Source organism: Knoellia sp. LjRoot47 (genome assembly GCF_964253435.1).
Lineage (GTDB): Bacteria > Actinomycetota > Actinomycetes > Actinomycetales > Dermatophilaceae > Knoellia.
This window is the reverse complement of the sequence record NZ_CAXUQS020000001.1, coordinates 2984406-3007117: the sequence shown is the minus strand read 5'-3', so window position 1 is coordinate 3007117 and position 22712 is coordinate 2984406. Positions and strand designations below refer to the sequence as shown.

20 protein-coding genes are annotated in these 22712 nt (G+C 70.2%); 9 read left to right on the top strand and 11 right to left on the bottom strand.

Annotated elements, in window-relative coordinates:
• Positions 1-1185: a DUF3866 family protein gene (locus ACSQ11_RS14525; protein WP_436006595.1), complete on the top strand. Its 1185-nt coding sequence runs from the start codon at positions 1-3 to the stop codon at positions 1183-1185.
• Here ACSQ11_RS14525 and ACSQ11_RS14520 read toward each other — a convergent pair.
• The 3 genes from ACSQ11_RS14520 to pafA form a co-directional block, all read right to left on the bottom strand.
• Entirely contained in the window at positions 1172-1558 is a 387-nt protein-coding gene (locus tag ACSQ11_RS14520) for an FKBP-type peptidyl-prolyl cis-trans isomerase (protein WP_436006594.1), read from the bottom strand. The two genes, ACSQ11_RS14525 and ACSQ11_RS14520, sit on opposite strands and share 14 nt — an antisense overlap.
• A gap of 44 nt (positions 1559-1602) precedes the next feature.
• Positions 1603-2559 (bottom strand): FKBP-type peptidyl-prolyl cis-trans isomerase, encoded by a 957-nt coding sequence (locus ACSQ11_RS14515; RefSeq protein ID WP_436006592.1) that lies wholly within the window; start codon positions 2557-2559, stop codon positions 1603-1605.
• A 97-nt stretch (positions 2560-2656) separates the two neighbouring features.
• Entirely contained in the window at positions 2657-4018 is a 1362-nt protein-coding gene (pafA, locus tag ACSQ11_RS14510; RefSeq protein ID WP_436006590.1) for a Pup--protein ligase, read from the bottom strand.
• 145 nt (positions 4019-4163) lie between these two features.
• Here pafA and ACSQ11_RS14505 point away from each other — a divergent pair, with 145 nt between their 5' ends.
• Both ACSQ11_RS14505 and ACSQ11_RS14500 read left to right on the top strand, forming a co-directional pair.
• Positions 4164-4799 (top strand): peroxiredoxin, encoded by a 636-nt coding sequence (locus ACSQ11_RS14505; RefSeq protein ID WP_436006588.1) that lies wholly within the window; start codon positions 4164-4166, stop codon positions 4797-4799.
• 64 nt (positions 4800-4863) lie between these two features.
• Positions 4864-5571 (top strand): dienelactone hydrolase family protein, encoded by a 708-nt coding sequence (locus ACSQ11_RS14500; RefSeq protein ID WP_436006586.1) that lies wholly within the window; start codon positions 4864-4866, stop codon positions 5569-5571.
• A 140-nt stretch (positions 5572-5711) separates the two neighbouring features.
• On the opposite strand, the gene prcA is transcribed toward ACSQ11_RS14500, so the two are convergent.
• From prcA to dop, 4 genes are read right to left on the bottom strand one after another with little or no spacing between them, the layout of a single operon-like run.
• Entirely contained in the window at positions 5712-6521 is an 810-nt protein-coding gene (gene prcA / locus ACSQ11_RS14495; protein ID WP_436006584.1) for a proteasome subunit alpha, read from the bottom strand.
• Positions 6518-7360, bottom strand: coding sequence for a proteasome subunit beta (prcB, locus tag ACSQ11_RS14490; RefSeq protein WP_436006582.1), 843 nt, complete (start codon positions 7358-7360; stop codon positions 6518-6520). The genes prcA and prcB overlap by 4 nt, the downstream gene beginning before the upstream one ends.
• Complete coding sequence (locus ACSQ11_RS14485; RefSeq protein WP_436006580.1) at positions 7357-7548, bottom strand: ubiquitin-like protein Pup; 192 nt, start codon at positions 7546-7548, stop codon at positions 7357-7359. Before ACSQ11_RS14485 ends, prcB begins: the two co-directional genes overlap by 4 nt.
• 54 nt (positions 7549-7602) lie before the next feature.
• On the bottom strand, positions 7603-9129 hold the full coding sequence (gene dop, locus ACSQ11_RS14480; protein WP_436006578.1) for a depupylase/deamidase Dop: 1527 nt from the start codon (positions 9127-9129) through the stop codon (positions 7603-7605).
• Positions 9130-9198: 69 nt separating this feature from the next.
• On the opposite strand from dop, the gene ACSQ11_RS14475 reads away from it, so the two are divergent.
• The 4 genes from ACSQ11_RS14475 to ACSQ11_RS14460 all read left to right on the top strand — a co-directional run bounded on the left by ACSQ11_RS14475 (position 9199) and on the right by ACSQ11_RS14460 (position 12747).
• Entirely contained in the window at positions 9199-10167 is a 969-nt protein-coding gene (locus ACSQ11_RS14475; protein ID WP_436006576.1) for an alpha/beta hydrolase, read from the top strand.
• Positions 10168-10189: 22 nt separating this feature from the next.
• Entirely contained in the window at positions 10190-11179 is a 990-nt protein-coding gene (locus tag ACSQ11_RS14470; protein ID WP_436006574.1) for a ribose-phosphate diphosphokinase, read from the top strand.
• 4 nt (positions 11180-11183) lie between these two features.
• Entirely contained in the window at positions 11184-11537 is a 354-nt protein-coding gene (locus tag ACSQ11_RS14465) for a DUF3054 domain-containing protein (protein ID WP_436006572.1), read from the top strand.
• Positions 11538-11676: 139 nt separating this feature from the next.
• Complete coding sequence (locus ACSQ11_RS14460) at positions 11677-12747, top strand: hypothetical protein (protein WP_436006570.1); 1071 nt, start codon at positions 11677-11679, stop codon at positions 12745-12747.
• 113 nt (positions 12748-12860) lie between these two features.
• Here the strand turns inward: ACSQ11_RS14460 and arc are convergent, their stop codons facing one another.
• From arc to ACSQ11_RS14445, 3 genes are read right to left on the bottom strand one after another with little or no spacing between them, the layout of a single operon-like run.
• A complete protein-coding gene (gene arc / locus ACSQ11_RS14455) occupies positions 12861-14525 on the bottom strand; it encodes a proteasome ATPase (RefSeq protein WP_436006568.1) in 1665 nt (554 codons plus the stop codon).
• Between the two features lie 33 nt (positions 14526-14558).
• Positions 14559-15569, bottom strand: coding sequence for a tRNA (adenine-N1)-methyltransferase (locus ACSQ11_RS14450; protein ID WP_436006566.1), 1011 nt, complete (start codon positions 15567-15569; stop codon positions 14559-14561).
• A gap of 11 nt (positions 15570-15580) precedes the next feature.
• Positions 15581-16681, bottom strand: a complete 1101-nt coding sequence (locus ACSQ11_RS14445; RefSeq protein ID WP_436006564.1) for a site-2 protease family protein — start codon at positions 16679-16681, stop codon at positions 15581-15583.
• 38 nt (positions 16682-16719) lie between these two features.
• Here ACSQ11_RS14445 and metH point away from each other — a divergent pair, with 38 nt between their 5' ends.
• On the top strand, positions 16720-20547 hold the full coding sequence (gene metH / locus ACSQ11_RS14440) for a methionine synthase (protein ID WP_436006562.1): 3828 nt from the start codon (positions 16720-16722) through the stop codon (positions 20545-20547).
• A gap of 72 nt (positions 20548-20619) precedes the next feature.
• Here the strand turns inward: metH and ACSQ11_RS14435 are convergent, their stop codons facing one another.
• Positions 20620-21129 (bottom strand): MarR family winged helix-turn-helix transcriptional regulator, encoded by a 510-nt coding sequence (locus ACSQ11_RS14435; protein WP_436006560.1) that lies wholly within the window; start codon positions 21127-21129, stop codon positions 20620-20622.
• Between the two features lie 154 nt (positions 21130-21283).
• Here ACSQ11_RS14435 and ACSQ11_RS14430 point away from each other — a divergent pair, with 154 nt between their 5' ends.
• Positions 21284-22543 carry an MFS transporter gene (locus ACSQ11_RS14430; protein ID WP_436006558.1) on the top strand — a complete coding sequence of 420 codons (1260 nt, stop codon included), beginning with the start codon at positions 21284-21286 and terminating at the stop codon, positions 22541-22543.
• Positions 22544-22712 lie beyond the last annotated feature (169 nt).

Sequence of the window (22712 nt, the reverse complement as noted above, 5' to 3'; positions counted from 1 at the left end):
GTGATGCAGTGGCGCGAGGGCGTGGTCGTCCGGCAGGTCCGTGAGTGGCCGGGGGCGGTGGAGTATGCCGTCCGCCTGCCTCCCGGGACCGGCGCCCCGAGCGCAGCCACGACCGCCGACAGGACCGTCGACACGAGTGGCGACTCGGGGGGCGACTTGGGGGACGGCTCGCCCGAGGTGCGGGCTCTGGCCTACACGGCGATGGTCGGGCGCCCCGAGCCCGGCGACCGGGTGGTCCTCAACGCGTCGGCGCTGCTCAAGGGCCTGGGCACCGGTGGCCTCGCGTTCGTCGTCGCGATGCCGGACCGGCTGCCTGCCGACGCCCCCGACTCCCCCGGCCACATCGTCAAGGCCCGCTACACGCCGCAGCAGCAGATGTTCCTCGCCGTCGACGAGCAGGACAGCCCGAACCACCACGTGCTGCGCGACGCCGAGTCCCTCGACGCGATGCCCGTCGTCGTGGCGGACCTGCACTCGGCCCTGCCCGCGATCATCGCCGGCATCCGCATGATCGACCCGGGGGCGCGGGTCGCCTACGTCATGACGGACGGCGGGGCCCTCCCCCTTGCCTTCTCGCGCGCGGTCGCCGGTCTCAAGGAGGCTGGCTGGCTCGCTGAGACGATCACCGTCGGTCAGGCCTTCGGTGGCGACCACGAGGCGGTCTCGCTGCACAGTGGTCTGCTCGCCGCCCGGCACGTCGTGGGCGCCGACGTCACGGTCGTCGTCCAGGGCCCCGGCAACGTCGGCACCGGCACGCCGTGGGGCTACTCCGGCATCGCGGTGGCCGACGCACTCCACGCCACCCACGTCCTCGGCGGGACGAGCATCGCCGCCCTTCGCGTCTCGGGAGCCGATCCGAGACCACGGCACCGCGGGATCTCTCACCACAGCACGACGGCATACGGGAAGGCCCTGCTGTCACCCGCGATCGTCCCGGTCCCGGCCGGAGGCGGTGAGCTCGCGGCCCTCGTCCGCACCCAGGCCGCGAGGCTCGCCCAACACAGCCGTGCCGACCTCGACGTCGTCGAGATCGGCACGGAAGGTGTGCTGGCGGCGCTGCGTCAGAGCCCGGTGCGGCTGTCGACGATGGGGCGGGGCCTCAAGGAGGACCTCGCGGGGTTCGTCGTCAGCGCCGTCGCCGGTGTCGCCGCGGCACAGCGGATGGAGCGACTCAGCGGACGCTGACGAGGTCCACGACGAAGATCAGGCTCTCGCCGGGCTTGATGACGTTGCCCGCGCCGCGGTCGCCGTAGCCGTAGGCCGGCGGGATGAGCAAGCGGCGTCGGCCACCCTCGCGCATGCCGACGATGCCCTCGTCCCAGCCGCGGATGACCTGGCCGACACCGACCTGGAAGGTCAGCGGTGCGCCGCGGTTCCACGAGGCGTCGAACTCCTCGCCGGTCGAGTGGGCGACACCGACGTAGTGCGCGTCGATGGTCGCGCCCGCGGTGGCCTCCGCACCGTCACCGACGGTGATGTCCTCGACGACGAGCTCGGTGGGAGCCTCTTCGCCGGGGAAGTCGATCTCGGGTCGGGTGGTGGCGGGGTCGAAGCCCATGGGTGTCCTTTCGGTGAGGGTGGGTCCGGAGCAGTTCAGGAGGGTCAGACGGCGCCGAGGATGTCGACGACGAAGACCATGGTGTCGGTGCCCTTGATGTCGCCGCGGCCCTGGGTGCCGTAGCCGTCGGCCGGCGGGACGACGAGCAGGAGGCGGCTGCCGACGGGCTGGCCGACGATCGCCTTGTCCCAGCCGGGCACGACCGCGCCGACGCCGATGGCGGTCGGGTAGCCGGTCGCGTTGGAGTCGAAGACCTGGCCGTTGCGCCAGAGGGCGCCGGTGTAGGCGACCTTGATGGTCTGGCCCTTCTCGACCTTCGGGCCGGTGCCCGTGACGAGCGGCTGGTTGACCAGCGCGGTGGGTGCGGTGGTCTTGGGCATGGTGATCGTCGAGGCCTTGCCTGCGTTGATCTTGACGGTGGGCAGTCCGGACTTGGGGGCGACGGTCGCGCCCTCGGCCTGCTTGAGCGGGGCGACGACGTCGTCGACGTCGACGACGAAGAGGATCGGGTCCTCGGGCTTGAGGCCCATGTCGGTGTTGCCCTGGGGGCCGTAGACGTCCTTGGTGGGAGCGCCGAGCAGGAGTCGGGCGCCGGGCTTGGCGCCGACGAGCTGCTTGGTGAACAACGGGAGCATCTGCTGGTCGGTGAGGTCGATGCCGAGGGTCTGGCCCTCCTTCCAGGTGCTCGTGACGACTTTGCCGTCGCTGCCGTTGACGACCTGAGCCTTGATCGAGAGCATGTCGGTCTTGCCGGCTGCCTTGCCGTCACCCTCGGTGATGACGCGCTTGGTCTCGGCGGTGAGCTTGAGCGGCTTGGGGGCGACGGTGACGGTCGGCTCCTTGGCCGGGTCGGAGCCCTCGACCTTGACCTGGGCCAGCGGGCCGGTGTCGGCCTTGGTGCTACCGGAGCCGTCGGAGCTGCCGGCATCGCCGCAGCCGACGAGGGCGACGGCGCCGACGGTCAGGGCAGCGGCGAAGGGGGCGAAACGGGCGCGGGACACAGCAGATGACCTCAGATCGAGCGGGGGTGGGGTTCTCCCCACCATAACCACTGGACCTGTCAGGTCCCTGAGTTCGCCCCGTGGGTCACATCCACGCTCACATGCCCGAGATGAGCCGTTGCACCCTCGGGTCCTCGTTGCGGAACGGGTCCTTGCACAGGACGGTGCGCTGCGCCTGGTCGTTGAGCTTGAGGTGCACCCAGTCGACGGTGAAGTCGCGCCGGTGCTCCTGCGCCGCCCGGATGAAGTCGCCGCGCAGCTTGGCCCGGGTCGTCTGCGGCGGCTTGACCTTGGCCTCGAAGATCTCCGGGTCGGTGACGGCGCGTGCCGCCCGGCCGCGCGCCTGGAGCAGGTAGAACAGCCCGCGCCGCCGCGTGATGTCGTGGTAGGCGAGGTCGATCTGCGCCAGCCGCGGTGAGTCGAGGTCGAGCCCGTGCCGGGTCGCGTAGTCGTCGAGCAGCCTGTACTTGATGATCCAGTCGATCTCGGTGTCGACGGTGCCGTGGTTGCCGGTCTCGACGGCGTCGAGCGTGCGCTCCCACAGGTCGAGGACCGTCTTGTGGTCGGGGTCGCGTGCGCCCTCGCGCTCGACGTATGCCGCCGCGGCGGCGAGGTACTCGCGCTGCAGGTCGAGGGCGCTGAGCTCCCGCCCGTTGGCGAGCCGCACGAGGCGCCGCCCCGTCATGTCGTGGCTGATCTCGCGGATGGCCCGGATGGGGTTCTCGAGGGTGAGGTCGCGCATGACGACGCCGTCCTCGATCATCCGCAGCACCAGGTCGCACGAACCGACCTTGAGCATCGTCGTCGTCTCGCTCATGTTGGAGTCACCGACGATGACGTGGAGGCGGCGGTACTGCTCGGCGTCGGCGTGCGGTTCGTCACGCGTGTTGATGATCGGGCGGCTGCGGGTCGTCGCCGAGGAGACCCCCTCCCAGATGTGGTCCGCCCGCTGGCTCACGGCATACTCCACGCCCTTTGACGTGCGCACGAGCTTGCCTGCGCCGCACGTGATCTGGCGACTGATGAGGAACGGCAGCAGCGTGTCGGAGAACACCTGGAAGTCGCCGGCGCGGCCGACGAGGTAGTTCTCATGGCAGCCGTAGGAGTTGCCGGCGGAGTCGGTGTTGTTCTTGAAGACGTAGATCTCGCCGTTGACCCCGTCCTCGCGCAGCCGGGCCTGTGCGTCGGCGACGAGCCCCTCGACGACCCGCTCCCCCGCCCGGTCGTGCGCGACGAGCTGGCGCAACGAGTCGCACTCGGCGGTGGCGTACTCGGGGTGGCTGCCGACGTCGAGGTAGAGGCGCGAGCCGTTGGCGAGGAAGACGTTGCTCGAACGGCCCCAGGCGACGACCTTGCGGAAGAGGTAGCGGGCGACCTCGTCGGGGGTGAGCGTGCGCTGGCCCTCGGACGAGGCGGTGATGCCGTACTCGTTCTCGATCCCGAAGATCCGTCGCTCCATGACGTCACCCTAGTCTCGGTGGCAGCGACGCGAGGGCGGGTCCGCACCACGTCCGGTCCAGCATCCGGGACGGCGGTACCAGCATTCGGCACCTAACGGCATGTTGGGTCTTCGACAACGCTGTGTTATCGATGAGAGGACCCCCATGGCCACGCTGCGACTCGGCGACACCGCCCCCGACTTCACCGCTGAGACCACCGAGGGTGAGATCAGCTTCCACGACTGGAAGGGCGACGGCTGGGCCGTGCTCTTCAGCCACCCGGCGGACTTCACACCGGTCTGCACCACCGAGCTCGGCCGTGTCGCCGCCCTCAAGGACGAGTGGGCCAGCCGCGACGCGAAGGTGCTCGCCGTGTCGGTGGACGCCATCGACGACCACGAGGCGTGGAAGAAGGACATCGAGGAGGTCGGCGGCTCGGCCGTGACCTACCCGATCGTCGCCGACAAGGACCGCAAGGTCGCCGAGCTCTACGACATGATCCACCCGGGCGAGGGCGACACCTCGAGCGTGCGCTCGGTCTTCCTCATCGACCCCAAGGGCAAGGTGCGCCTCACGCTCACCTACCCCAAGAGCGCCGGGCGCAACTTCGACGAGGTGCTGCGCGCTCTCGACGCCCTCCAGGTCAACGACTCCGGGCCGTTCTCGACACCGGCCGACTGGAAGCGCGGTGAGCGGGTCATCGTCGCCCCGACGGTGTCCACCGAGGACGCCCGCGCGACGTTCAAGGATGTCGAGGAGGTCAAGCCCTACCTGCGCTACGCGGCGGCACCCACCGCCTGAGACCTCGAAACCTCGTATGCCGTGCCGTCCCGATCGCGGGACCGCACGGCATACGTTGTTCCGCATGGCCGACGACATCGCACTCGAGATCCCCTCTGACCTGCTCCTGCCCGCATCGGGGTCCGGTCCGGGGATCGTCCTCTTCCAGGAGATCTTCGGGGTCACCGACTACATCCGGTCGCGGGCGCAGGACCTCGCCGACCTCGGCTACGTCGTGCTGGTCCCACACCTCTACGGACGGCTCGGGGATCCGGTCGTCGAGGAGGGCGGAGCCGGGCTGCCGCGTGCGATGAAGCTCCTCGAGGAGGTCGACTGGCAGCTCGCCGTCGCGGACGGCGTGGACGCGGTGGCCGCGCTGCGGGCCCACCCCGCCGTCGATGGTGGTGTGGGCGTGCTCGGGTTCTGCTTCGGTGGCGGTATGGCCTTCAACGTGGCGGCCGTGGCCGACCCCAAGCCGGACGTCCTCGTGAGCTACTACGGGTCCGCGCTGCCGAACCTGCTCGGTCTCGCGCCCGAGGTCACGGTGGCGAGCCTGCACCACTTCGGCGACGACGACGCCTACATCCCGCTCGAGACGGTGCGCGACATCGAGCGAGCGGTGACGGAGGGGTCGGACGACGTGACGTTCGAGGTGCACCCCGGCGCCGGCCACGCGTTCGACAACCCCTCGCCGATGTTCCACCACGCCGAGGCGTCTGCGGCGGCGTGGGAGCAGACGACGCAGTGGCTCGCCGAGCACCTCCCCGTGCGGGAGGGCGTGGCGGCGGGCTGAGGGCGGCCGGGACACGGGGAGGGCCGAGGACGCGGGGACTCGGCACGCGGGGACACGCCCGCAGGGTCGAGGCCGGGATCGGGCAGAGGGGCACGTCTCGCGCGTCCGAGAGTGCCGTCCGCCCGATCTCGTCGAGCAGCTCAGTCGGAGTCGGGGGTCGACCCGTCGCCGTGGCGCTGGGTCTGCGGGTTGCTCGCCGCCTGGCGGGGCGTGTCGTGGTCGGCCGGCGGGACGTCGTCGGTGGGGTCGTCCTCGGAGAGCAGCTGCCCGAGCAGGTCGCCGTTGATGCGGCTGAAGGTGCGCCGTGACCTGGTGCGGTCGAGCACCGCGACCTCGAGCTGGTGGGGTCCGACCTCGCGGTCCGGACCGCCGGCGGGGTCGTGCGCCAGGCCCGCGACGGCGAGCTGGAGCGCCTGCGCCAGGGTGAGCCCCGGTCGCCACTGCTCGGTGAGCCGCTCCTCGATCTGGTCGGACGCGCCGCCCATGGCGACGAGCCCGTGCTCGTCGGCGACCGACCCGTCGTAGGTGAGGCGGTAGATCTGGTCGCTCTTGACGTCACGACCGACCTCGGCCACGACGATCTCGACCTCGTAGGGCTTGGACTCCTGGGTGAAGACCGTGCCGAGCGTCTGGGCGTAGGCGTTGGCGAGCCCACGGGCAGTGACGTCGCTGCGGTCGTAGGAGTAGCCCCGAAGGTCGGCGTAGCGGACACCGGCGACCCGGAGGTTCTCGAACTCGTTGTACTTGCCGACCGCGGCGAACGCGATGCGGTCGTAGATCTCACCGATCTTGTGCAGGCTGCGCGACTGGTTCTCGGCGACGAAGGCGATGCCGTGGTCGTAGCCGAGCACGACGACGGACCGGCCCCGGGCGATGCCCTTGCGGGCGAAGTCGGCCCGGTCCTTCATGAGCTGCTCGGGCGAGACGTAGAACGGCATACCGGCGGTCATGAGGCACTCCCGTCGCGACGGCCACCGGCATTGCCGTGGCGGTGGGCGATGATCGCGTCGACGACCGGTGCGACCGCGTCGTCGGCGACGAAGCGGGCGCCCTCGGCGGTGACGAGCGCGACGGTGGGCCAGATGCGCCGCCCGACGTCGGGCCCACCGGTGGCCGAGTCGTCGTCGGCGGCGTCCCACAAGGCCTCGACGGCGACGCGCAGGGCCTCGTCGGGTGCCATGCCGGGGCGGTAGAGCTTCTTCATGGCGCCGCGGGCGAAGAGCGAGCCCGAGCCGACGCTGTGGTGGTCGTGCTCCTCGTAGCAGCCGCCGGTGACGTCGTAGGAGAAGATCCGGCCCAGGCCCTCGTGGTGGTCGTAGCCGGCGAAGACCGGGACGACGCTCAGGCCCTGCATGGCCATGCCGAGGTTGCCGCGGATCATCGAGGCGAGGCGGTTGGCCTTGCCCTCGAGGGACATCAGGGTGCCCTCGATCTTCTCGTAGTGCTCAAGCTCGACCTGGAAGAGCCGGACCAGCTCGATCGCGAGACCGGCCGTGCCGGCGATGCCGACGACCGAGAACTCGTCGGTCGCGAAGACCTTCTCCATGTCACGGTTGGCGATGATGTTGCCCATCGTGGCCCGGCGGTCGCCGGCCATGAGGACTCCGCCTTCGAAGGTCAGCGTGACGATGGTCGTGCCGTGCGGAGCGTCGATGGTGGCCCCCGGTGGGAGCCCGCGTCGCGACGGGATGAGGCTCGGCTCGTGCTCGGCGACGAAGTCGGTGAACGACGACGAACCGGTGCGCAGGTATGCCGCGGGGAGTCGTCCGCCGTCGGGCACCGGGCTCACTCGCCGCCCTTCTGGACGAACCCGCGCACGAACTCCTCGGCGTTGGTCTCGAGCACCCCGTCGATCTCGTCGAGGATGTCGTCGATGTCGGAGTCGGACACCTGCGCCGCCGGGGCGGCCGCGGGCTCGGGGGCGTCGTCAGGGCCGTCGTCTCGTCGCGTGGGCTTGACCTGTTCCTGGCCGGCCATGGGAGTCCTCCTCGTGTCGCCGCGCACCCCGGAGGGCGCCTCTGCTCACCGAGCCTAGTCCGACGACCCGTCGGCGACGGCGAGCGACGCGAGGAGCGAGCGGATGTCGGGCGCCCCGTCGACGAGGTCACCGACGGCTGCCTTGGTGCCGCGCAGGGGTTCGAGGATCGGGATGCGCTGCAACGTGCGCTCCCCCGGCACCTCGACGACCACCGAGTCCCACGAAGCCGCCACGACGGACTCGGGGAACTTGCGCAGGCACGCGCCGCGGAACCACGCCCGGGTGTCCTCGGGCGCGGCGTCCATGGCGCGGGTGGCCTCCTCGTCGGACACGAGCACCTCGACCCGTCCGGTCGCGGCGAGTCGGTGGGCCAGACCGCGGTCGGCGCGCACGTCGGACCACTGGATGTCGACGGCCTTGAGGCGCGGGTCGCCCCAGCCGAGCGAGTCACGCTCGCGGTAGCCCTCGAGGACGGAGAGCTTGGCGACCCAGTCGACCCAGCGTCGGGCGTCCATCGGGTCGCCCTCAAGCGCTGTGAGGACGCGGTCCCACCAGTGCAGCACCTCGGTGGTCTCGGGGTCGACGTCGCTCCCCCACTTCGCGTCGACGTAGTCGATGGCGAGCTCGAAGTAGGTGCGGAGCAGCTCGACCGGGCGGATCGAACGGCCGTCGCGCAGCTCGATCGTCGACTGGAGGGTCGGGTCGTGGCTGACCGCCTGCAGCGTGCGCACAGGGGCCACGACCGAGAGGTCGGTCGTGAAGGCGTCGTCCTCGATCATCGCGAGGACGAGCGACGTCGAGCCCATCTTGAGGAGGTTGGCGACGTCGCAGTGGTTGGCGTCACCGAGGATGACGTGGAGGCGGCGGTAGAGGTCGGCCACGGCATGCGGCTCGTCGCGGGTGTTGATGATCGGCCGCTTGAGGGTCGTCTCGAGGCCGACCTCGGTCTCGAAGAAGTCGCTGCGCTGGGCAAGCTGGTAGCCCGGGGTGCGCGAGTCGACGCCGATGCCGACGCGTCCGGACCCGCACATGACCTGGCGGACGACGAAGAACGGCGTGAGCTGCGCGATGATCCGGGCGAACGGCGTGCGGCGCGACATGAGGTAGTTCTCGTGCGTGCCGTAGGACGCGCCCTTGCCGTCGGTGTTGTTCTTGTAGAGGTTGACGCCCGGCGGCATGGTGGCGAGCCTGTGCACGGCCTCGCGCATGACGAGCTCGCCCGCCTTGTCCCACACGACCGCGTCGCGAGGGGTCGTCACCTCCGGTGAGGAGTACTCGGGGTGGGCGTGGTCGACGTAGAGCCGGGCGCCGTTGGTGAGGACGACGTTGGCCATCGTGGGGTCCTCGACGTCGGTGAGCTGGCTCGGGTGGGCCGTGCCACGACCCATGTCGAACCCGCGGGCGTCGCGCAGTGGAGCCTCGTCGGCGTAGTCCCACGAGGCCTGCGCGGGACGGATCCCCCGGCTCGCGGCATACGTCGTCACGACGTCACCGGAGAGCACCATCGGGTTCGCACCCGGGGCACCCGGGACGGAGATGCCGTACTCGGTCTCGATGCCCATGACCCGGCGGACGGTCATGACACCACCTCTGCGACACCGGTGAAGGACATGGGTGCAAGCCAACCATGCCCACGGCATACTCCCGGCATGCGCTCGTACCGCGGAATGTCCCCCCTGACCACCGCCACCGTGGCGGTGATCGACCGGCTCCGGGTGCCGGTGCAGGAGATGGACGAGCAGCAGCGGCACGAGGCGCGTGGGTCGACCTATCCGACGAGGCCACCGCAGTCGTGGGTCACGGGGGTCGCGGATCCCGCGGTCGGCATCACCTACGGGACGGCGCCGGCGCGTGACGGCTACGAGATCCCGTTGCGCATCTACCGGCCTCGGGCGATCCGCGACGCGCAGGACGACGTGCCCGTCATCGTCTGGTTCCATGGCGGCGGCTGGGTCCTCGGCAACGTCGTGAACTACGACCCGCTGTGCACGTTCTTGGCCGCCGGGGTGGGCGCCGTCGTCGTGAGCGTGGACTACCGCCTCGCTCCGGAGCACCCTGCGCCGACGGCGGCCCACGACGCCGTGGACGCCACGACGTGGGTCGCTGCCCAGTCCGACGTCCTGCGTGCCGACGCCCACCGGATCGCGGTCGCCGGTGACTCCGCCGGCGGCAACCTCGCGGCCGTGGTGGCGCAGGTCGTGGCGTCGAGCGGAGCCGACTGGATCCGGCACCAGGCGCTGCTCTATCCCGCGACCGACCTCACGATGTCGTCGCCGTCGATCGACGAGCACGCCAACGCGCCGATCCTCACCCGCGACTCGATGCTCGCCTTCCGCGACCACTACGCGCCGGCGCGGGACTACGAGAACCCGCTGCTGTCGCCCCTGTTCGGCGACCTCGCCGGCCTGCCGCCCGCGCTCATCCAGACCGCGGACCTCGACCCGATCCGGGACGACGGAAGCCGGTATGCCGTGGCGCTGCGCGAGGCGGGGGTCGAGGTGCGTCACACGAACTACTTGGGGGTGCCGCACGGGTTTGCGAGCTTTCCGAGGGTCTCGGCGGCCGGGGCACAGCACCGGTGGGAGCTCGTGAGTGAACTGCGTCGTCACCTGACCTGACCTCTGGCCTAGGGTTTCGACCATGCGAGAGATCGTCGTCTTCTCCGGCAGTGCCCACCAAGGGCTCGCCTCCCAGATCTGCGACCGGCTCGGGGTCCCCCTCTCGCGCAGCGAGATCAAGCGCTTCAGCAACGACTGCCTGCAGGCGCAGCTCCTCGCGAACTGCCGCCAGCGCGACGTCTACATCGTCCAGCCGCTCGTCCCGCCGACGCAGGAGCACCTCATGGAGCTGCTCCTCATGATCGACGCGGCTCGGGGTGCCTCGGCCGCGCAGATCACGGCGGTCATCCCCCACTTCGCCTACGCCCGCTCCGACAAGAAGGACGCCTCGCGCATCTCGCTCGGTGGCCGGCTCGTCGCCGACCTCATCTCGACGGCCGGGGCCCACCGGGTCCTGACGATGAACCTGCACGCACCCCAGGTGCACGGCTTCTTCTCCGTCCCGGTCGACCACCTCACGGCGCTGGGCGTGCTCGCCGACCACTTCCGGGGGACCGACCTCAGCGACTCCGTCGTCGTCTCCCCCGACCTCGGCAACGCCAAGGAGGCCACGCAGTTCTCCCGCCTGCTCGGGCTGCCGGTGGCGGCCGGCAGCAAGAAGCGCGAGAGCGACGACAAGGTCGTCATCGACTCGATCGTTGGTGACGTCCGGGGCAAGCGGGCCATCGTCCTCGATGACGAGATCGCCACAGGCGGCTCCATCATTGAGCTCCTCGACCGGCTCGCCGACTTCGGGGTGACCGAGGCCGCCGTGGCGTGCACCCACGGGTTGTTCGCCGGCCGCGCCGTCGAGCGGCTGCGCAACCACCCGATGGTGAGCCAGGTCGTGACCACGGACACCGTGCCGGCCCCCTCGGGGTGGCCCGAACTCCAGGTACGCACGGTGTCCGGGCTCTTCGCCGAGGCGATCACCCGCATCCACGGTGGTGAGTCGGTGAGCATCCTCTTCGACGGAGTCGACCCGACGCACGCCCCGCCGCAGGGCTCGCTCTTCGACAAGGTCGGGAGCTGAGCCCGTGTCGCGAGTCCTCGCACCACTGCTCGACCTGCTCGCCGTCCTGGTCTTCGCGACCGTCGGGCGCCGCTCGCACGCCCACGGCATCACGGTCGGAGGAGTCCTCGAGACGGCGGCGCCGTTCCTCTGCGGGACGGCGGCCGGCTACCTGCTCGCCTCGCTGACGCTCGACGCGGCGCCGCGGACGTGGCAGTTCGGCACCGTCGTCGTCGTCGCCACGGTCGTCGTGGGCATGCTCCTGCGCAAGCTCGCCACGGCCGGGACGGCCCCGTCCTTCATCGTCGTGGCGACGCTCTTCCTCACGGCGACGCTGATCGGCTGGCGCCTCCTCGCCCACCTCCTCTCCTCCAACTGATTGCGACTTCGCAGAGTGCCTCCGATCGACTGATTGCGACCTCGGCGAGTTTCCACAGCCGACCCGGGGGCCGGCCGTTGTCCACAGATCGTCCTGTCGCCCCTCACATTCCTTACTCGGATGACCCATCGTCCGGTGGGTGGATCCCTTCACCGCGCGCGCCCTGAGCGGCCTGCCCCAGCCCTTCGTTCGGCGGGAGTCGGCAGCCGCAGGACTTCCGGGCACGACCGTGAGCCATGCGCTCAGGGTGGCCTTCCTGACCTCTCCCACCAGAGGCCTGTATGCCGTCCGCGCGCCGTGGGAGGCGGCGTCACCCTGGGAGTGTCATCGCCTGCTCGTCGAGGCCTCCGTGCGGCTCATCCCGGATGCGGTGGTCAGCCACACGAGCCAAGCCCTACTGCTGGGCCTTCCGCAGCCCTCGCACCCGCCACAGGTCGTCAGTATGACAGTCCTCGACGACGTGCGGACCAGCCCAAAGGCCTCGTGGTGCCGGTTCCACCGCGGCAGGACGCCACCGGATCACATCATCATCCGCCATGGAGTCCCGGGATTCATCCCCTCACGAGCCGTGATCGACTGCGGCCGTGAGGCCCATCAGCGCGACGCCTTGGCGATCGCCGATGGCGCCATCCGAGCCGGTCTCTGCGGTCTCGACGACCTGTTGGAGATGCGGCGCCACCAACGACGATGGCCAGGCGTTGCCAGCACCAACGGCGTCCTCATGCTCGTGGACGGACGCCGCGAGAACTGGCTCGAGTCGGCGTCAGCCTGGTCCATGGCCGGCTGGGGTCTTCCGACCGGCATCCCGCAGGTCAACGTCTTCACGCCGGACGGCGAGTTCGTCGGTCGCCCGGACACCTTGTGGCCAGAGCTGGGTCTGGTCGGTGAAGCGGACGGGGTCGGTAAGTACCTCGTGGATGGGGCCGACGAAGATTCCGTGCTGCGGGCGCTGCACCGAGAGCAGGAACGCCAGCGCACCATGGGCCGGCTCGGGCTGGGCTTCGTCCGGTGGACATCGAGGGATGCCATCGACGGGACGCAGATCCACACGCGCTTCCAACGTGAGGCCCGTCGTCACGCATCGGCGAGGGTCAACGCCGTGTTCCGCTGCTCGTGCTGCTCCCATCCGCTACCCGAGTGCCTTGTCGACGCCCAGCTGACCACGTGGCGAAGGTCGCTCACGAAGGAGTTCGAGCGCAAGGTGTGGTGAGCCGGCATACACGCTCTGCGAAGTCGCAATCGGTGGAACTCGGGCCGCTCTGCGAAGTCGCAACAAGTCCAGCGGGCGGGCTCTGCGAAGTCGCAATAAGTCGGGGGTAGGGACTAGAGGTATTGGCCGGTGTTGGCGATCGTCGAGATCGACCTGCCCGGCTCGTTGCCCTCCTTGGTCTTGATGAGCGTGCGGATGTAGACGATCCGCTCGCCCTTCTTGCCCGAGATCCGCGCCCAGTCGTCGGGGTTGGTCGTGTTGGGCAGGTCCTCGTTCTCCTTGAACTCGTCGACGACGCTCTGCAGGAGGTGGTCGACGCGCAGGCCGCGGTGGCCGGTGGTGAGGAGGTCCTTGATCGCCATCTTCTTGGCCCGGTCGACGATGTTCTGGATCATCGCGCCGCTGTTGAAGTCCTTGAAGTAGAGGATCTCCTTGTCGCCGCCGGCGTAGGTCACCTCGAGGAACTCGTTCTCGTCGTCCTCGGAGTACATCCGGGTGACGACCGCCTGGGTCATGGCGTCGACGGTCGCCTCCGGCGAGCCGCCGTTCTCGGCGAGGTCGTCGGCGTGCAACGGCAGGTCGGCGGTGAGGTACTTGCTGAAGATCTCGGTGGCGCTTTGGGCGTCGGGCCGCTCGATCTTGATCTTCACGTCGAGGCGACCGGGTCGCAGGATCGCGGGGTCGATCATGTCCTCGCGGTTGCTCGCGCCGATGACGATGACGTTCTCGAGCCCCTCGACCCCATCGATCTCGCTGAGCAGCTGCGGCACGATCGTCGTCTCGACGTCGCTCGAGACACCGGACCCGCGGGTCCGGAACAACGAGTCCATCTCGTCGAAGAAGACGACGACGGGGAAGCCCTCGGAGGACTTCTCGCGGGCGCGCTGGAAGATCACCCGGATGTGCCGCTCGGTCTCGCCGACGTACTTGTTGAGCAGCTCGGGGCCCTTGATGTTGAGGAAGTAGCTCGCCCCGGGCTCGCGTCCCTCCTTCTCGGCGATCTTGCGCGACAGCGACGCGGCGACGGCCTTGGCGATCATCGTCTTGCCACAGCCGGGCGGGCCGTAGAGCAGGACGCCCTTGGGGGCCTTGAGGTGGTGCTCGGTGAAGAGGTCGGGGTGCAGGTAGGGCAGCTCGACGGCGTCGCGGATGAGCTCGATCTGGCTGCCGAGACCGCCGATGTCGTCGTAGGCGATGTCCGGCACCTCCTCGAGGACGAGGTCGGCGACCTCAGCCTTGGGGATCTGCTCGTAGACGAACGCACTGCGCGGCTCGAGGAGCAGGGCGTCACCCACGCGGAGCTTCTTGTCGGACAGGGACGCGGCCACACGGCATACGCGCTCCTCGTCCGCTCGGGACAGGACGAGGACACGCTCGTCGTCGAGGACTTCCTTGAGGAGGACGACCTCGCCGGCCCGCTCGAACCCGTGCACGGCGACGACATTCATGGCCTCGTTGAGCATGACCTCGCGGCCGACCTCGATCTCGCCGGACTCGATCGTGGGGCTCACCGCGACGTGCATCTTGCGGCCGCCGGTGAGCACGTCGACGGTCTTGTCGTCGAAGGTCTCGACGACGACGCCGTAGCCCGACGGCGGCTGGCCGAGCCGGTCGACCTCGGACTTGAGGGTGACGATCTGCTCACGCGCGTCACGCAGGGTGCGCACGAGGCGTTCGTTCTGAGCGGACACGGTGTTGACCTGGGAGCGCAGGTCGGAGACCTGGCCCTCGAGGCGACGCGTGGCTTCGCGGTCGGACGGAGGGGTGAACTCGGTCATCGTGGCCTCCTCGGCGTGACGTGCACCTCCACGCTAACCCGTGACGCTGCGTCGAACCTTCCTGACTCGCTTGTCGGACGGGATGCGTTCTCCGATGGCCTCGGGCGTCCACTCCTCGGCGGTCGCGCCGGGCAGCGCCTCGACAGGCGCGCCGTCACCGTCACCCGCGCCGTCGGCACCCTCGTAGCCCTTGCCGGGACGGCGCTTGCGCAGCGGAGGCGTCACCCCGGGAGCGAGCCGGCGGGTGGTGATGAGGAAGCCGGTGTGGCCGTGCATGCGGTGCTGCGGGCGCACGGCGAGGCCCTCGAGGTGCCACCCGCGCACGAGCGACTCCCACGCCGACGGCTCAGTCCACTCCCCCGCGTCACGCATCGCCTCGGCGACCTTGGAGAGCTGGGTGGCGGTCGCGACGTAGCAGATGAGGACGCCACCGGGAGCCAGCGCACGCCCGACGACGTCGAGGCAGTCCCACGGCGCGAGCATGTCGAGGACGACGCGGTCGACCGTCCCCGGTTCGACGTGCTCGGGCAGGGCCTCGACGAGGTCGCCGACGGTGACGGTCCATGCGGGGTGGTCCCCACCGAAGTAGGCCCGGGCGTTGGCCATCGCGATGTCCGCGAAGTCCTCACGCCGCTCGAACGAGTGCACACGCCCGGTGTCGCCGACGGCACGCAGCAGCGACATCGACAGGGCGCCCGACCCGACGCCGGCCTCGACGACGACCGCGCCCGGGAAGATGTCGGCCATGGTGACGATCTGGCCCGCGTCCTTGGGGTAGACCACGGCGGCGCCGCGCGGCATCGACATGACGTAGTCGGAGAGGAGTGGTCGCAGCGCGAGGTACTCGAACCCGGCCGTGTTGGTCACGGTCGAACCGTCCGGCGACCCGATGAGGTCGTCGTGCTGGAGGTAGCCGCGGTGGGTGTGGAACTGCTTGCCCGGCGCCAGGGTGATCGTGTGGAGGCGGCCCTTGGAGTCCGTGAGCTGCACCCGCTCACCTTCAGCAAAGGGTCCACGTCGAAGGTCGGCACCGGTCGCACTCATGAGGCGGGAGTCTAGTTGGCGCCGATGGCCCGGTTGACCGCCTCCACGGTGACGAGGCCGAGGACCCGCCCCTCCTCGACGGCGACGACCACCGACGACTGCGTCTCCTGGATCGCGGTGACGACGGCGGTGAGGTCGTCCCCACGCTGCGTCTGCGCGACCCAGGTCTCGGGCTGGACCCGAGCGACCGCCGACACCGGTGTCGTGGACCAGCGCTCGCGCGGCACGCCCGCGGCGTCCTCGGGCAGAGAGAGCGCGGCAGGCCGCCCCGCGCCATCGACGACGACGGCGCACCCGCCGGTCGCCGCCGCTGCCTCGAGGACGTCGTGCGGCCGCAGGACCGGCACCGGCTGGACGACCTGGGCGACCGTCCCGCGCCCGAGCATCTCGCGAGCCTGCCCGGTCCGGATGGCGGCCGTGGCCCCCTGCCACATGAACATTGCGATGAGCGCCATCCAGATGATCGAGGTGAGCGCCGGCTCGTCCCCCGACAGCAGCGGACGGACGACGAACCAGAGGATGACGCCGACCGTGACGAGCCGACCCGTCCAGCCCGCCGCGATGAGCCCCTTCTCGCGCCGGCCCGTGATCCGCCAGACGAGGGCATCGACGAGCTGACCACCGTCGAGGGGCAGGCCGGGCAGCAGGTTGAACCCGCCGAGCAGCACGTTGACGAACGCCATGACGAAGACGAGCTCGCCGGCGGTCCCGTCACCCAGCGCCACCGACACGACCCAGGCCACGGCGGCCAGCGCGAAGTTGGCAACCGGTCCTGCGACCGCGATGAGCGCGGCCTTCCCGGGAGTGGACAGACGGGGGTCGTATGCCGTGTGCCCACCCCAGAGGTCCGCGACCACGCGGTGGACCGGGAGCCCCGCGAAGCGGGCCGTCGCCGCATGGGCACCCTCGTGGACGAGGACGGACACGAGGAGCGCCACGGCATACCCGAGTCCGAGGAGGTACTTGCGGACGCCGGGTTCCGAGGAACCGGAGGCCACGATGAAGGTGATGAAGGCCGCCAGGAGGAGCCAGCTGGCGCCGATCTGGACGGGCACTCCGCCCACCCGCGCGATGACGAACCCCCTCGAAGTCGTCTCACTGGGTGCGGCCATGGGCGCGACCCTACAGAGGCGGCGGCATACTCGACCCAGTGAGCACCTCCACCGCGACGACCTCGCCCGACACAGAGATCGACCACCGCCCCGACGCGACGGCCGATCTCACCGCTGCGCTGTCCGAGCGCGTCCTGGTCCTCGACGGCGCGATGGGGACGATGATCCAGCGCGAAGGGCTCTCCGAGGAGGACTTCCGGGGCGAACGGTTCGCGGACTGGCCGAGCGACCTGCGCGGCAACAACGACCTGCTCAGCCTCACCAGCCCTGAGGTCATCGAGCAGATCCACCTCGCCTACCTGCGCGGCGGCGCTGACCTCGTCGAGACCAACACCTTCAACGCGCAGCGGATCTCGCTCGGCGACTACGACATGGCCGACCTCGCCTACGAGATGAACCGTGCGGCGGCCCGCCTCGCCCGCCGAGCCTGCGACACCGTCGCCGAGGAGACCGGTCGGCCGCGCTGGGTCATGGGCGCGCTCGGCCCCACCACCCGGACCGCGTCGATCTCCCCCGACGTCAACGACCCCGGCGCCCGCAACATCAACTTCGACCAGCTCGTCGAGGCCTACCTCGAGCAGGCCCGTGGCCTCGTCGACGGCGGCGCCGACGCCCTCCTCGTCGAGACGATCTTCGACACCCTCAACGCCAAGGCCGCGATCTTCGCGATCGAGACCCTCTTCGACGAGCTCGGCCGCCGGTGGCCGGTGCTCATCTCGGGCACGATCACCGACGCGTCGGGGCGCACGCTCTCGGGCCAGGTCACCGAGGCGTTCTGGAACTCGGTCCGCCACGCCCGCCCGCTCGTCGTCGGCCTCAACTGCGCCCTCGGCGCCGACGAGCTGCGTCCCTACATCGCCGAGCTCTCCCGGATCGCCGACTGCTTCGTGTCGGCCTACCCCAACGCCGGGCTGCCCAACGCCTTCGGTGAGTACGACGAGACGCCCGACCAGATGGCGTCGGTGGTCGGGGAGTTCGCGTCGAGCGGGCTGGTCAACATCCTCGGTGGCTGCTGCGGCACGACGCCGGAGCACATCGGGGCCATCGCCGAGGCAGCCGCGCAGGGCACGCCCCGGGTCCCCGCCGAGGTCCCCGGCGCCCTTCGGCTCAGCGGCCTCGAGCCGCTCACCGTCGACGACGACTCGCTCTTCGTCAATGTCGGCGAGCGCACCAACATCACCGGCTCGGCCCGGTTCCGTCGCCTCATCAAGGAGGAGGACTACCCGACAGCGCTGTCCGTGGCCCGCCAGCAGGTCGAGGCCGGCGCGCAGGTCATCGACATCAACATGGACGAGGGGATGATCGACGGCGTCGCCGCGATGGACCGCTTCGTCAAGCTCGTCGCGAGCGAGCCGGACATCTGCCGCGTGCCGCTCATGATCGACTCGAGCAAGTGGGAGGTCATCGAGACCGGCCTCAAGTGCTCGCAGGGCAAGGCCATCGTCAACTCGATCTCGATGAAGGAGGGCGTCGAGCCCTTCCTCGAGCAGGCGCGACTCTGTCGCAAGTACGGCGCCGCCGTCGTCGTCATGGCCTTCGACGAGGAGGGCCAGGCCGACTCGCTCGAGCGCCGCAAGACGATCTGCCAGCGTGCCTACGACCTGCTCACGCAGGAGGTCGGGATGGACCCGCACGACATCATCTTCGACCCCAACATCTTCGCGGTGGCGACGGGTATCGAGGAGCACGCGGCATACGGGACCGACTTCATCGAGGCGACCCGGTGGATCAAGCGGAACCTGCCCGGCGCCCTCGTCTCCGGCGGCGTGTCCAACGTGTCGTTCTCGTTCCGCGGCAACAACCCGGTGCGCGAGGCGATCCACGCCGTCTTCCTCTTCCACGCCATCGCCGCGGGCATGGACATGGGCATCGTCAACGCCGGCGCCCTCGTCGTCCTCGACGAGGTCGACCCCGAGCTGCGGGAGCGGATCGAGGACGTCGTCCTCAACCGTCGCCCCGACTCGACCGAGCGTCTGCTCGAGATCGCCGACCGCTTCAACAACGCCGGTGACGCGGCACCCGAGGCGGCCCTGTCGGAGTGGCGCACCCTTCCGGTCCGCGAGCGGATCACGCACTCGCTCGTCAAGGGCATCGACGACCACGTCGTCGACGACACCGAGGAGCTGCGCAAGGAGATCGAGGCCGACGGCGGCAAGCCCATCGAGGTCATCGAGGGCCCGCTCATGGACGGCATGAACGTCGTCGGCGACCTCTTCGGCGCCGGCAAGATGTTCCTCCCCCAGGTCGTGAAGTCGGCGCGCGTCATGAAGAAGGCCGTCGCGCACCTCATCCCCTACATCGAGGCGGAGAAGGAGAAGTCCGGCCTCGCCACCCAGAGCTCCAAGGGGCTCATCGTCATGGCGACGGTCAAGGGCGACGTCCACGACATCGGCAAGAACATCGTCGGCGTCGTGCTCCAGTGCAACAACTACGACGTCATCGACCTCGGCGTCATGGTGCCCGCCCAGAAGATCCTTGACACGGCCAAGGAGAAGGGCGCCGACATCATCGGGCTCTCCGGGCTCATCACCCCCTCGCTCGACGAGATGGTCCGGGTCGCGGGAGAGATGGAGCGCCAGGGCTTCACGATCCCCCTGCTCATCGGCGGTGCCACGACCTCACGTGCGCACACGGCGGTCAAGGTCGACGGGCAGTACAGCGGTCCGGTCGTCTGGGTCAAGGACGCCTCGCGCTCGGTCCCCGTCGCCAGCCAGCTGCTCTCCGACACCCAGCGCGAGCCGTTCCTCGAGACGGTCAGGGCCGACTACGACTCGATGCGGGCCCGCCACGCGGCCAAGGGCAGCGAACGGCCGCTGGTCTCGCTCGACGCGGCACGGGAGGCGCGCACGCCGATCGACTGGACGGCATACCGACCCTTCCGTCCGCACCTGCTCGCCCAGCAGAGCAAGGACGTGTGGTCGGGTCGCAGCGACTCGCACTGGCACCGTGCGGCGGCGCAGTTCACGCGGGCCTTCACGAGCTACCCGATCGAGGAGCTGCGGCGCTACATCGACTGGACGCCGTTCTTCCAGGCGTGGGAGATGAAGGGGCGCTACCCCGACATCCTGTCGAACCCCGCGACCGGCGAGGCCGCGCGCCGCCTCTTCGACGACGCCAACGCGATGCTCGACAAGATCATCGACGAGCGCTGGCTCACCGCCAACGGCGTCATCGGCCTCTTCCCCGCCAACGCCGTCGGCGACGACATCGAGATCTATGCCGAGGAGTCGCGCGAGACCGTCCTCACGACGATCCACGGCCTCCGCCAGCAGGGGCAGCACCGCGAGGGCGTGCCCAACCGGTGCCTGTCGGACTTCGTCGCGCCCAAGGAGACCGGGATCCGCGACCACGTCGGCGCCTTCGCCGTCACGGCGGGCCTCGGTGCGCACGATCGCATCCAGGCCTTCAAGGACGACCTCGACGACTACAACGCGATCATGGTCGAGGCTCTCGCCGACCGGCTCGCCGAGGCGTTCGCCGAGCGCATGCACGAGCGGGTCCGTCGCGAGCTGTGGGGCCACGCCGGCGCCGAGCAGCTGAGCAACGAGGAGCTCATCGCCGAGAAGTACACCGGCATCCGCCCCGCGCCCGGCTACCCCGCGTGCCCCGACCACACCGAGAAGGAGACGATCTTCTCGCTGCTCGGCGCGCGGGAGCGGGCCGGGATGGAGCTCACCGAGTCGATGGCGATGCTGCCCGGGGCCGCGGTGAGCGGCTGGTACTTCGGGCACCCGCAGAGCCAGTACTTCGTCGTCGGGCGGCTGGGTCGCGACCAGGTCGAGGACTACGCCGCGCGCAAGGGCTGGACCCTCGCCGAGGCCGAGCGCTGGCTCGGACCCAACCTCGGCTACCAGCCGGAGGACTGACACCGCTCCCGTATGCCGGCCCACGCAGAGCGTGGGACCCACGCCCACCCGGGCGGGCGGTCCACCGGCCGCTCAGGGGTCGACGTCGTCGAGCTCGGCGATGACCTCTTCGAGGAGGCGCGCCAGCTCGTCGCGCTCACCGGCGTCGAGGCCGCGCAGCACGTCGCTCTCGACGACGTCCGACTCGCGGATGGACTGGGTGAACAGCTCCCACCCGTCCTGCGTCAGCGAAACGAGGGTGCGGGTGCGGTTGTCGGCGTCCGGCCGGCGCTCGACGAGCCCCCGCTGGACCATCTTGTCGAGCCGGTGCGTCATCGACGACGGCGCGACGCTCGTGAGCTCGGCGAGCTGGCTCGGGGTCTGGCAGGCCTCGCCGGCACGGGCCAGTGACGCGACCACGGCCCACTCGCCCTGCGTGAGGTCGAGGTCGGCGAGCTGACGGGCGTACCACTGGTCGAGCTTCTTCGTCACGCCGTAGAGCGCCGTGATGACGCGCTGCACCGACTCCTCACCGCCGGCGGCCACATAGGCCGCGACGGCGTCGCGGTGCTGCTGCGCTGCGGACCTCGGTCGTCGGGGCATAACCCGATTGTCGCACGCGTTCTTCGAATGCTAACCTTTCGATATCGAACGTTCGGGTTCGAACTCTTCGGCATCGAAGCCGATGTGAGGTCCCGGTCCGGTGCGGTCGGGGTCTTCTTCCTCCCCTAGACCACCGGAAAGGTGCAACCTCGCCGTGCGCGCCAAGCTGCTCGTCCTCGCCTCGTCCATCGGAATGCTCGGATGGGGTGCCGTCCTGCCCTTCCAGTACGCGTATGCCGCCGACACCCGTGGGTGGGGCGCGTTCGCCGCCGCTGCCGCGTCGTCGCTGTTCTCGATCGGCGCGCTCGTCGCGGCACCGATCGCGGGGCGGCTGAGCGACCGCTTCGACCCGGTGCTCGTCGCCGTCGTCGCCCAGCTGCTCGGCGCGCTCGGCGTCGGAGCGCTGGTCTTCGCCGACTCCCCCGCGGCCTTCCTGGCCGGCATGTTCGTCTTCGGCCTCGGGCTCACCGCCGCCGTGCCGGCCAAGCAGGTGCTCGTGCTCCGGTGGGTCGACAGCGCGGACCGCCGCAAGGTCTTCGCCTACAAGTTCACCGGTGAGGCCCTCGGCATGGCCGCCGGTGCCTACGTCGCCGGCCACCTCGTCGACCTGCGCCAGCCGCACGGTCTCGACCTCGGGTTCCTCACGGCCGCTGCGGGGTTCGCCATGTCGTCGCTCATCATCGGACTGGCCGGCCGCGGTGCGGGCGTCCACCCGGGCAGCGACCTGGCCACCGATGTCTCGGCGCCGTCGAGCCCGCGCGAGTCGCTCCGGCTCATCTTCGCGAACCCGGCGCTGCGCTGGACGGCGGTCGTCACCGTCACCCTCGCCCTGGGCTTCTACGCCCAGTTCGAGTCCGGGCTCCCGGCCTACGGCCTCACAGTGCTCGACATCGACACCGCCGCCATCGGCACCGCCGCTGCGGTCAACGCGATCGTCATCGTCGCGCTCCAGGTCATCGTCGTGCGCCTCACGGCCCACCGCAGCGCGCCCACGCTGCTCATGGCCGTCGGTGCCATCTGGGTGCTCTCGTGGGTCGTCCTGTCGTCGGCCCAGTTCGCCCCCGGTGTCGCGTCGGCGATGTTCGTCACGACCTTCGGCATCTTCGCCGTCGGCGAGACGATGTACAGCCCCGTCCTCAACCCGCTCACCGCGTCGCTGGCCCCCGCGGGCATGGTCGGCCAGACCCTGGGCATCTTCGGTGCCCTCCAGACGACCTTCTCGGCGGTCGGGCCGCTCGTGGCCGGGGCCCTGCTCGGCGCCGGCTTCGCCAACGGCTTCCTGGGCCTGCACCTCGCGATCAGCCTCGTGGCCGTGTATGCCGCGTGGCGCCTTCGCGGGGCCATGCGCTCCGGCGCCGCCCAGCAGGCCTCGGACGCGCGGTCCGGGTCCGACGAGGCGGTCCTCGCCGCCTGAGGCGACCGGACGGCATACGGGCTCGCCTGCGTCCGCAACGGTGGTCACCTGCTCGACCACGGTTGCGGACGCTGCCGTATGCCGGGCCGTTGCGTCCGCAACGGTGGTCACCTTCTCGACCAGGTATGCGGACGTTGCGCGTCGGGGAGGTGAGGTGCGTCGAGGTGTC

Coding starts and splice junctions, on each gene's coding strand:
- ACSQ11_RS14450 (WP_436006566.1), bottom strand. CDS start 15,569: ATGAGTGCGACCGGTGCCGACCTTCGACGTGGACCCTTTGCTGAAGGT.
- dop (WP_436006578.1), bottom strand. CDS start 9,129: ATGACCGTCCGCCGGGTCATGGGCATCGAGACCGAGTACGGCATCTCC.
- ACSQ11_RS14520 (WP_436006594.1), bottom strand. CDS start 1,558: ATGGGCTTCGACCCCGCCACCACCCGACCCGAGATCGACTTCCCCGGC.
- ACSQ11_RS14445 (WP_436006564.1), bottom strand. CDS start 16,681: ATGGCCGCACCCAGTGAGACGACTTCGAGGGGGTTCGTCATCGCGCGG.
- ACSQ11_RS14505 (WP_436006588.1), top strand. CDS start 4,164: ATGGCCACGCTGCGACTCGGCGACACCGCCCCCGACTTCACCGCTGAG.
- prcA (WP_436006584.1), bottom strand. CDS start 6,521: ATGACCGCCGGTATGCCGTTCTACGTCTCGCCCGAGCAGCTCATGAAG.
- arc (WP_436006568.1), bottom strand. CDS start 14,525: ATGACCGAGTTCACCCCTCCGTCCGACCGCGAAGCCACGCGTCGCCTC.
- ACSQ11_RS14475 (WP_436006576.1), top strand. CDS start 9,199: ATGCGCTCGTACCGCGGAATGTCCCCCCTGACCACCGCCACCGTGGCG.
- pafA (WP_436006590.1), bottom strand. CDS start 4,018: ATGGAGCGACGGATCTTCGGGATCGAGAACGAGTACGGCATCACCGCC.
- ACSQ11_RS14485 (WP_436006580.1), bottom strand. CDS start 7,548: ATGGCCGGCCAGGAACAGGTCAAGCCCACGCGACGAGACGACGGCCCT.
- ACSQ11_RS14435 (WP_436006560.1), bottom strand. CDS start 21,129: ATGCCCCGACGACCGAGGTCCGCAGCGCAGCAGCACCGCGACGCCGTC.
- ACSQ11_RS14500 (WP_436006586.1), top strand. CDS start 4,864: ATGGCCGACGACATCGCACTCGAGATCCCCTCTGACCTGCTCCTGCCC.
- ACSQ11_RS14470 (WP_436006574.1), top strand. CDS start 10,190: ATGCGAGAGATCGTCGTCTTCTCCGGCAGTGCCCACCAAGGGCTCGCC.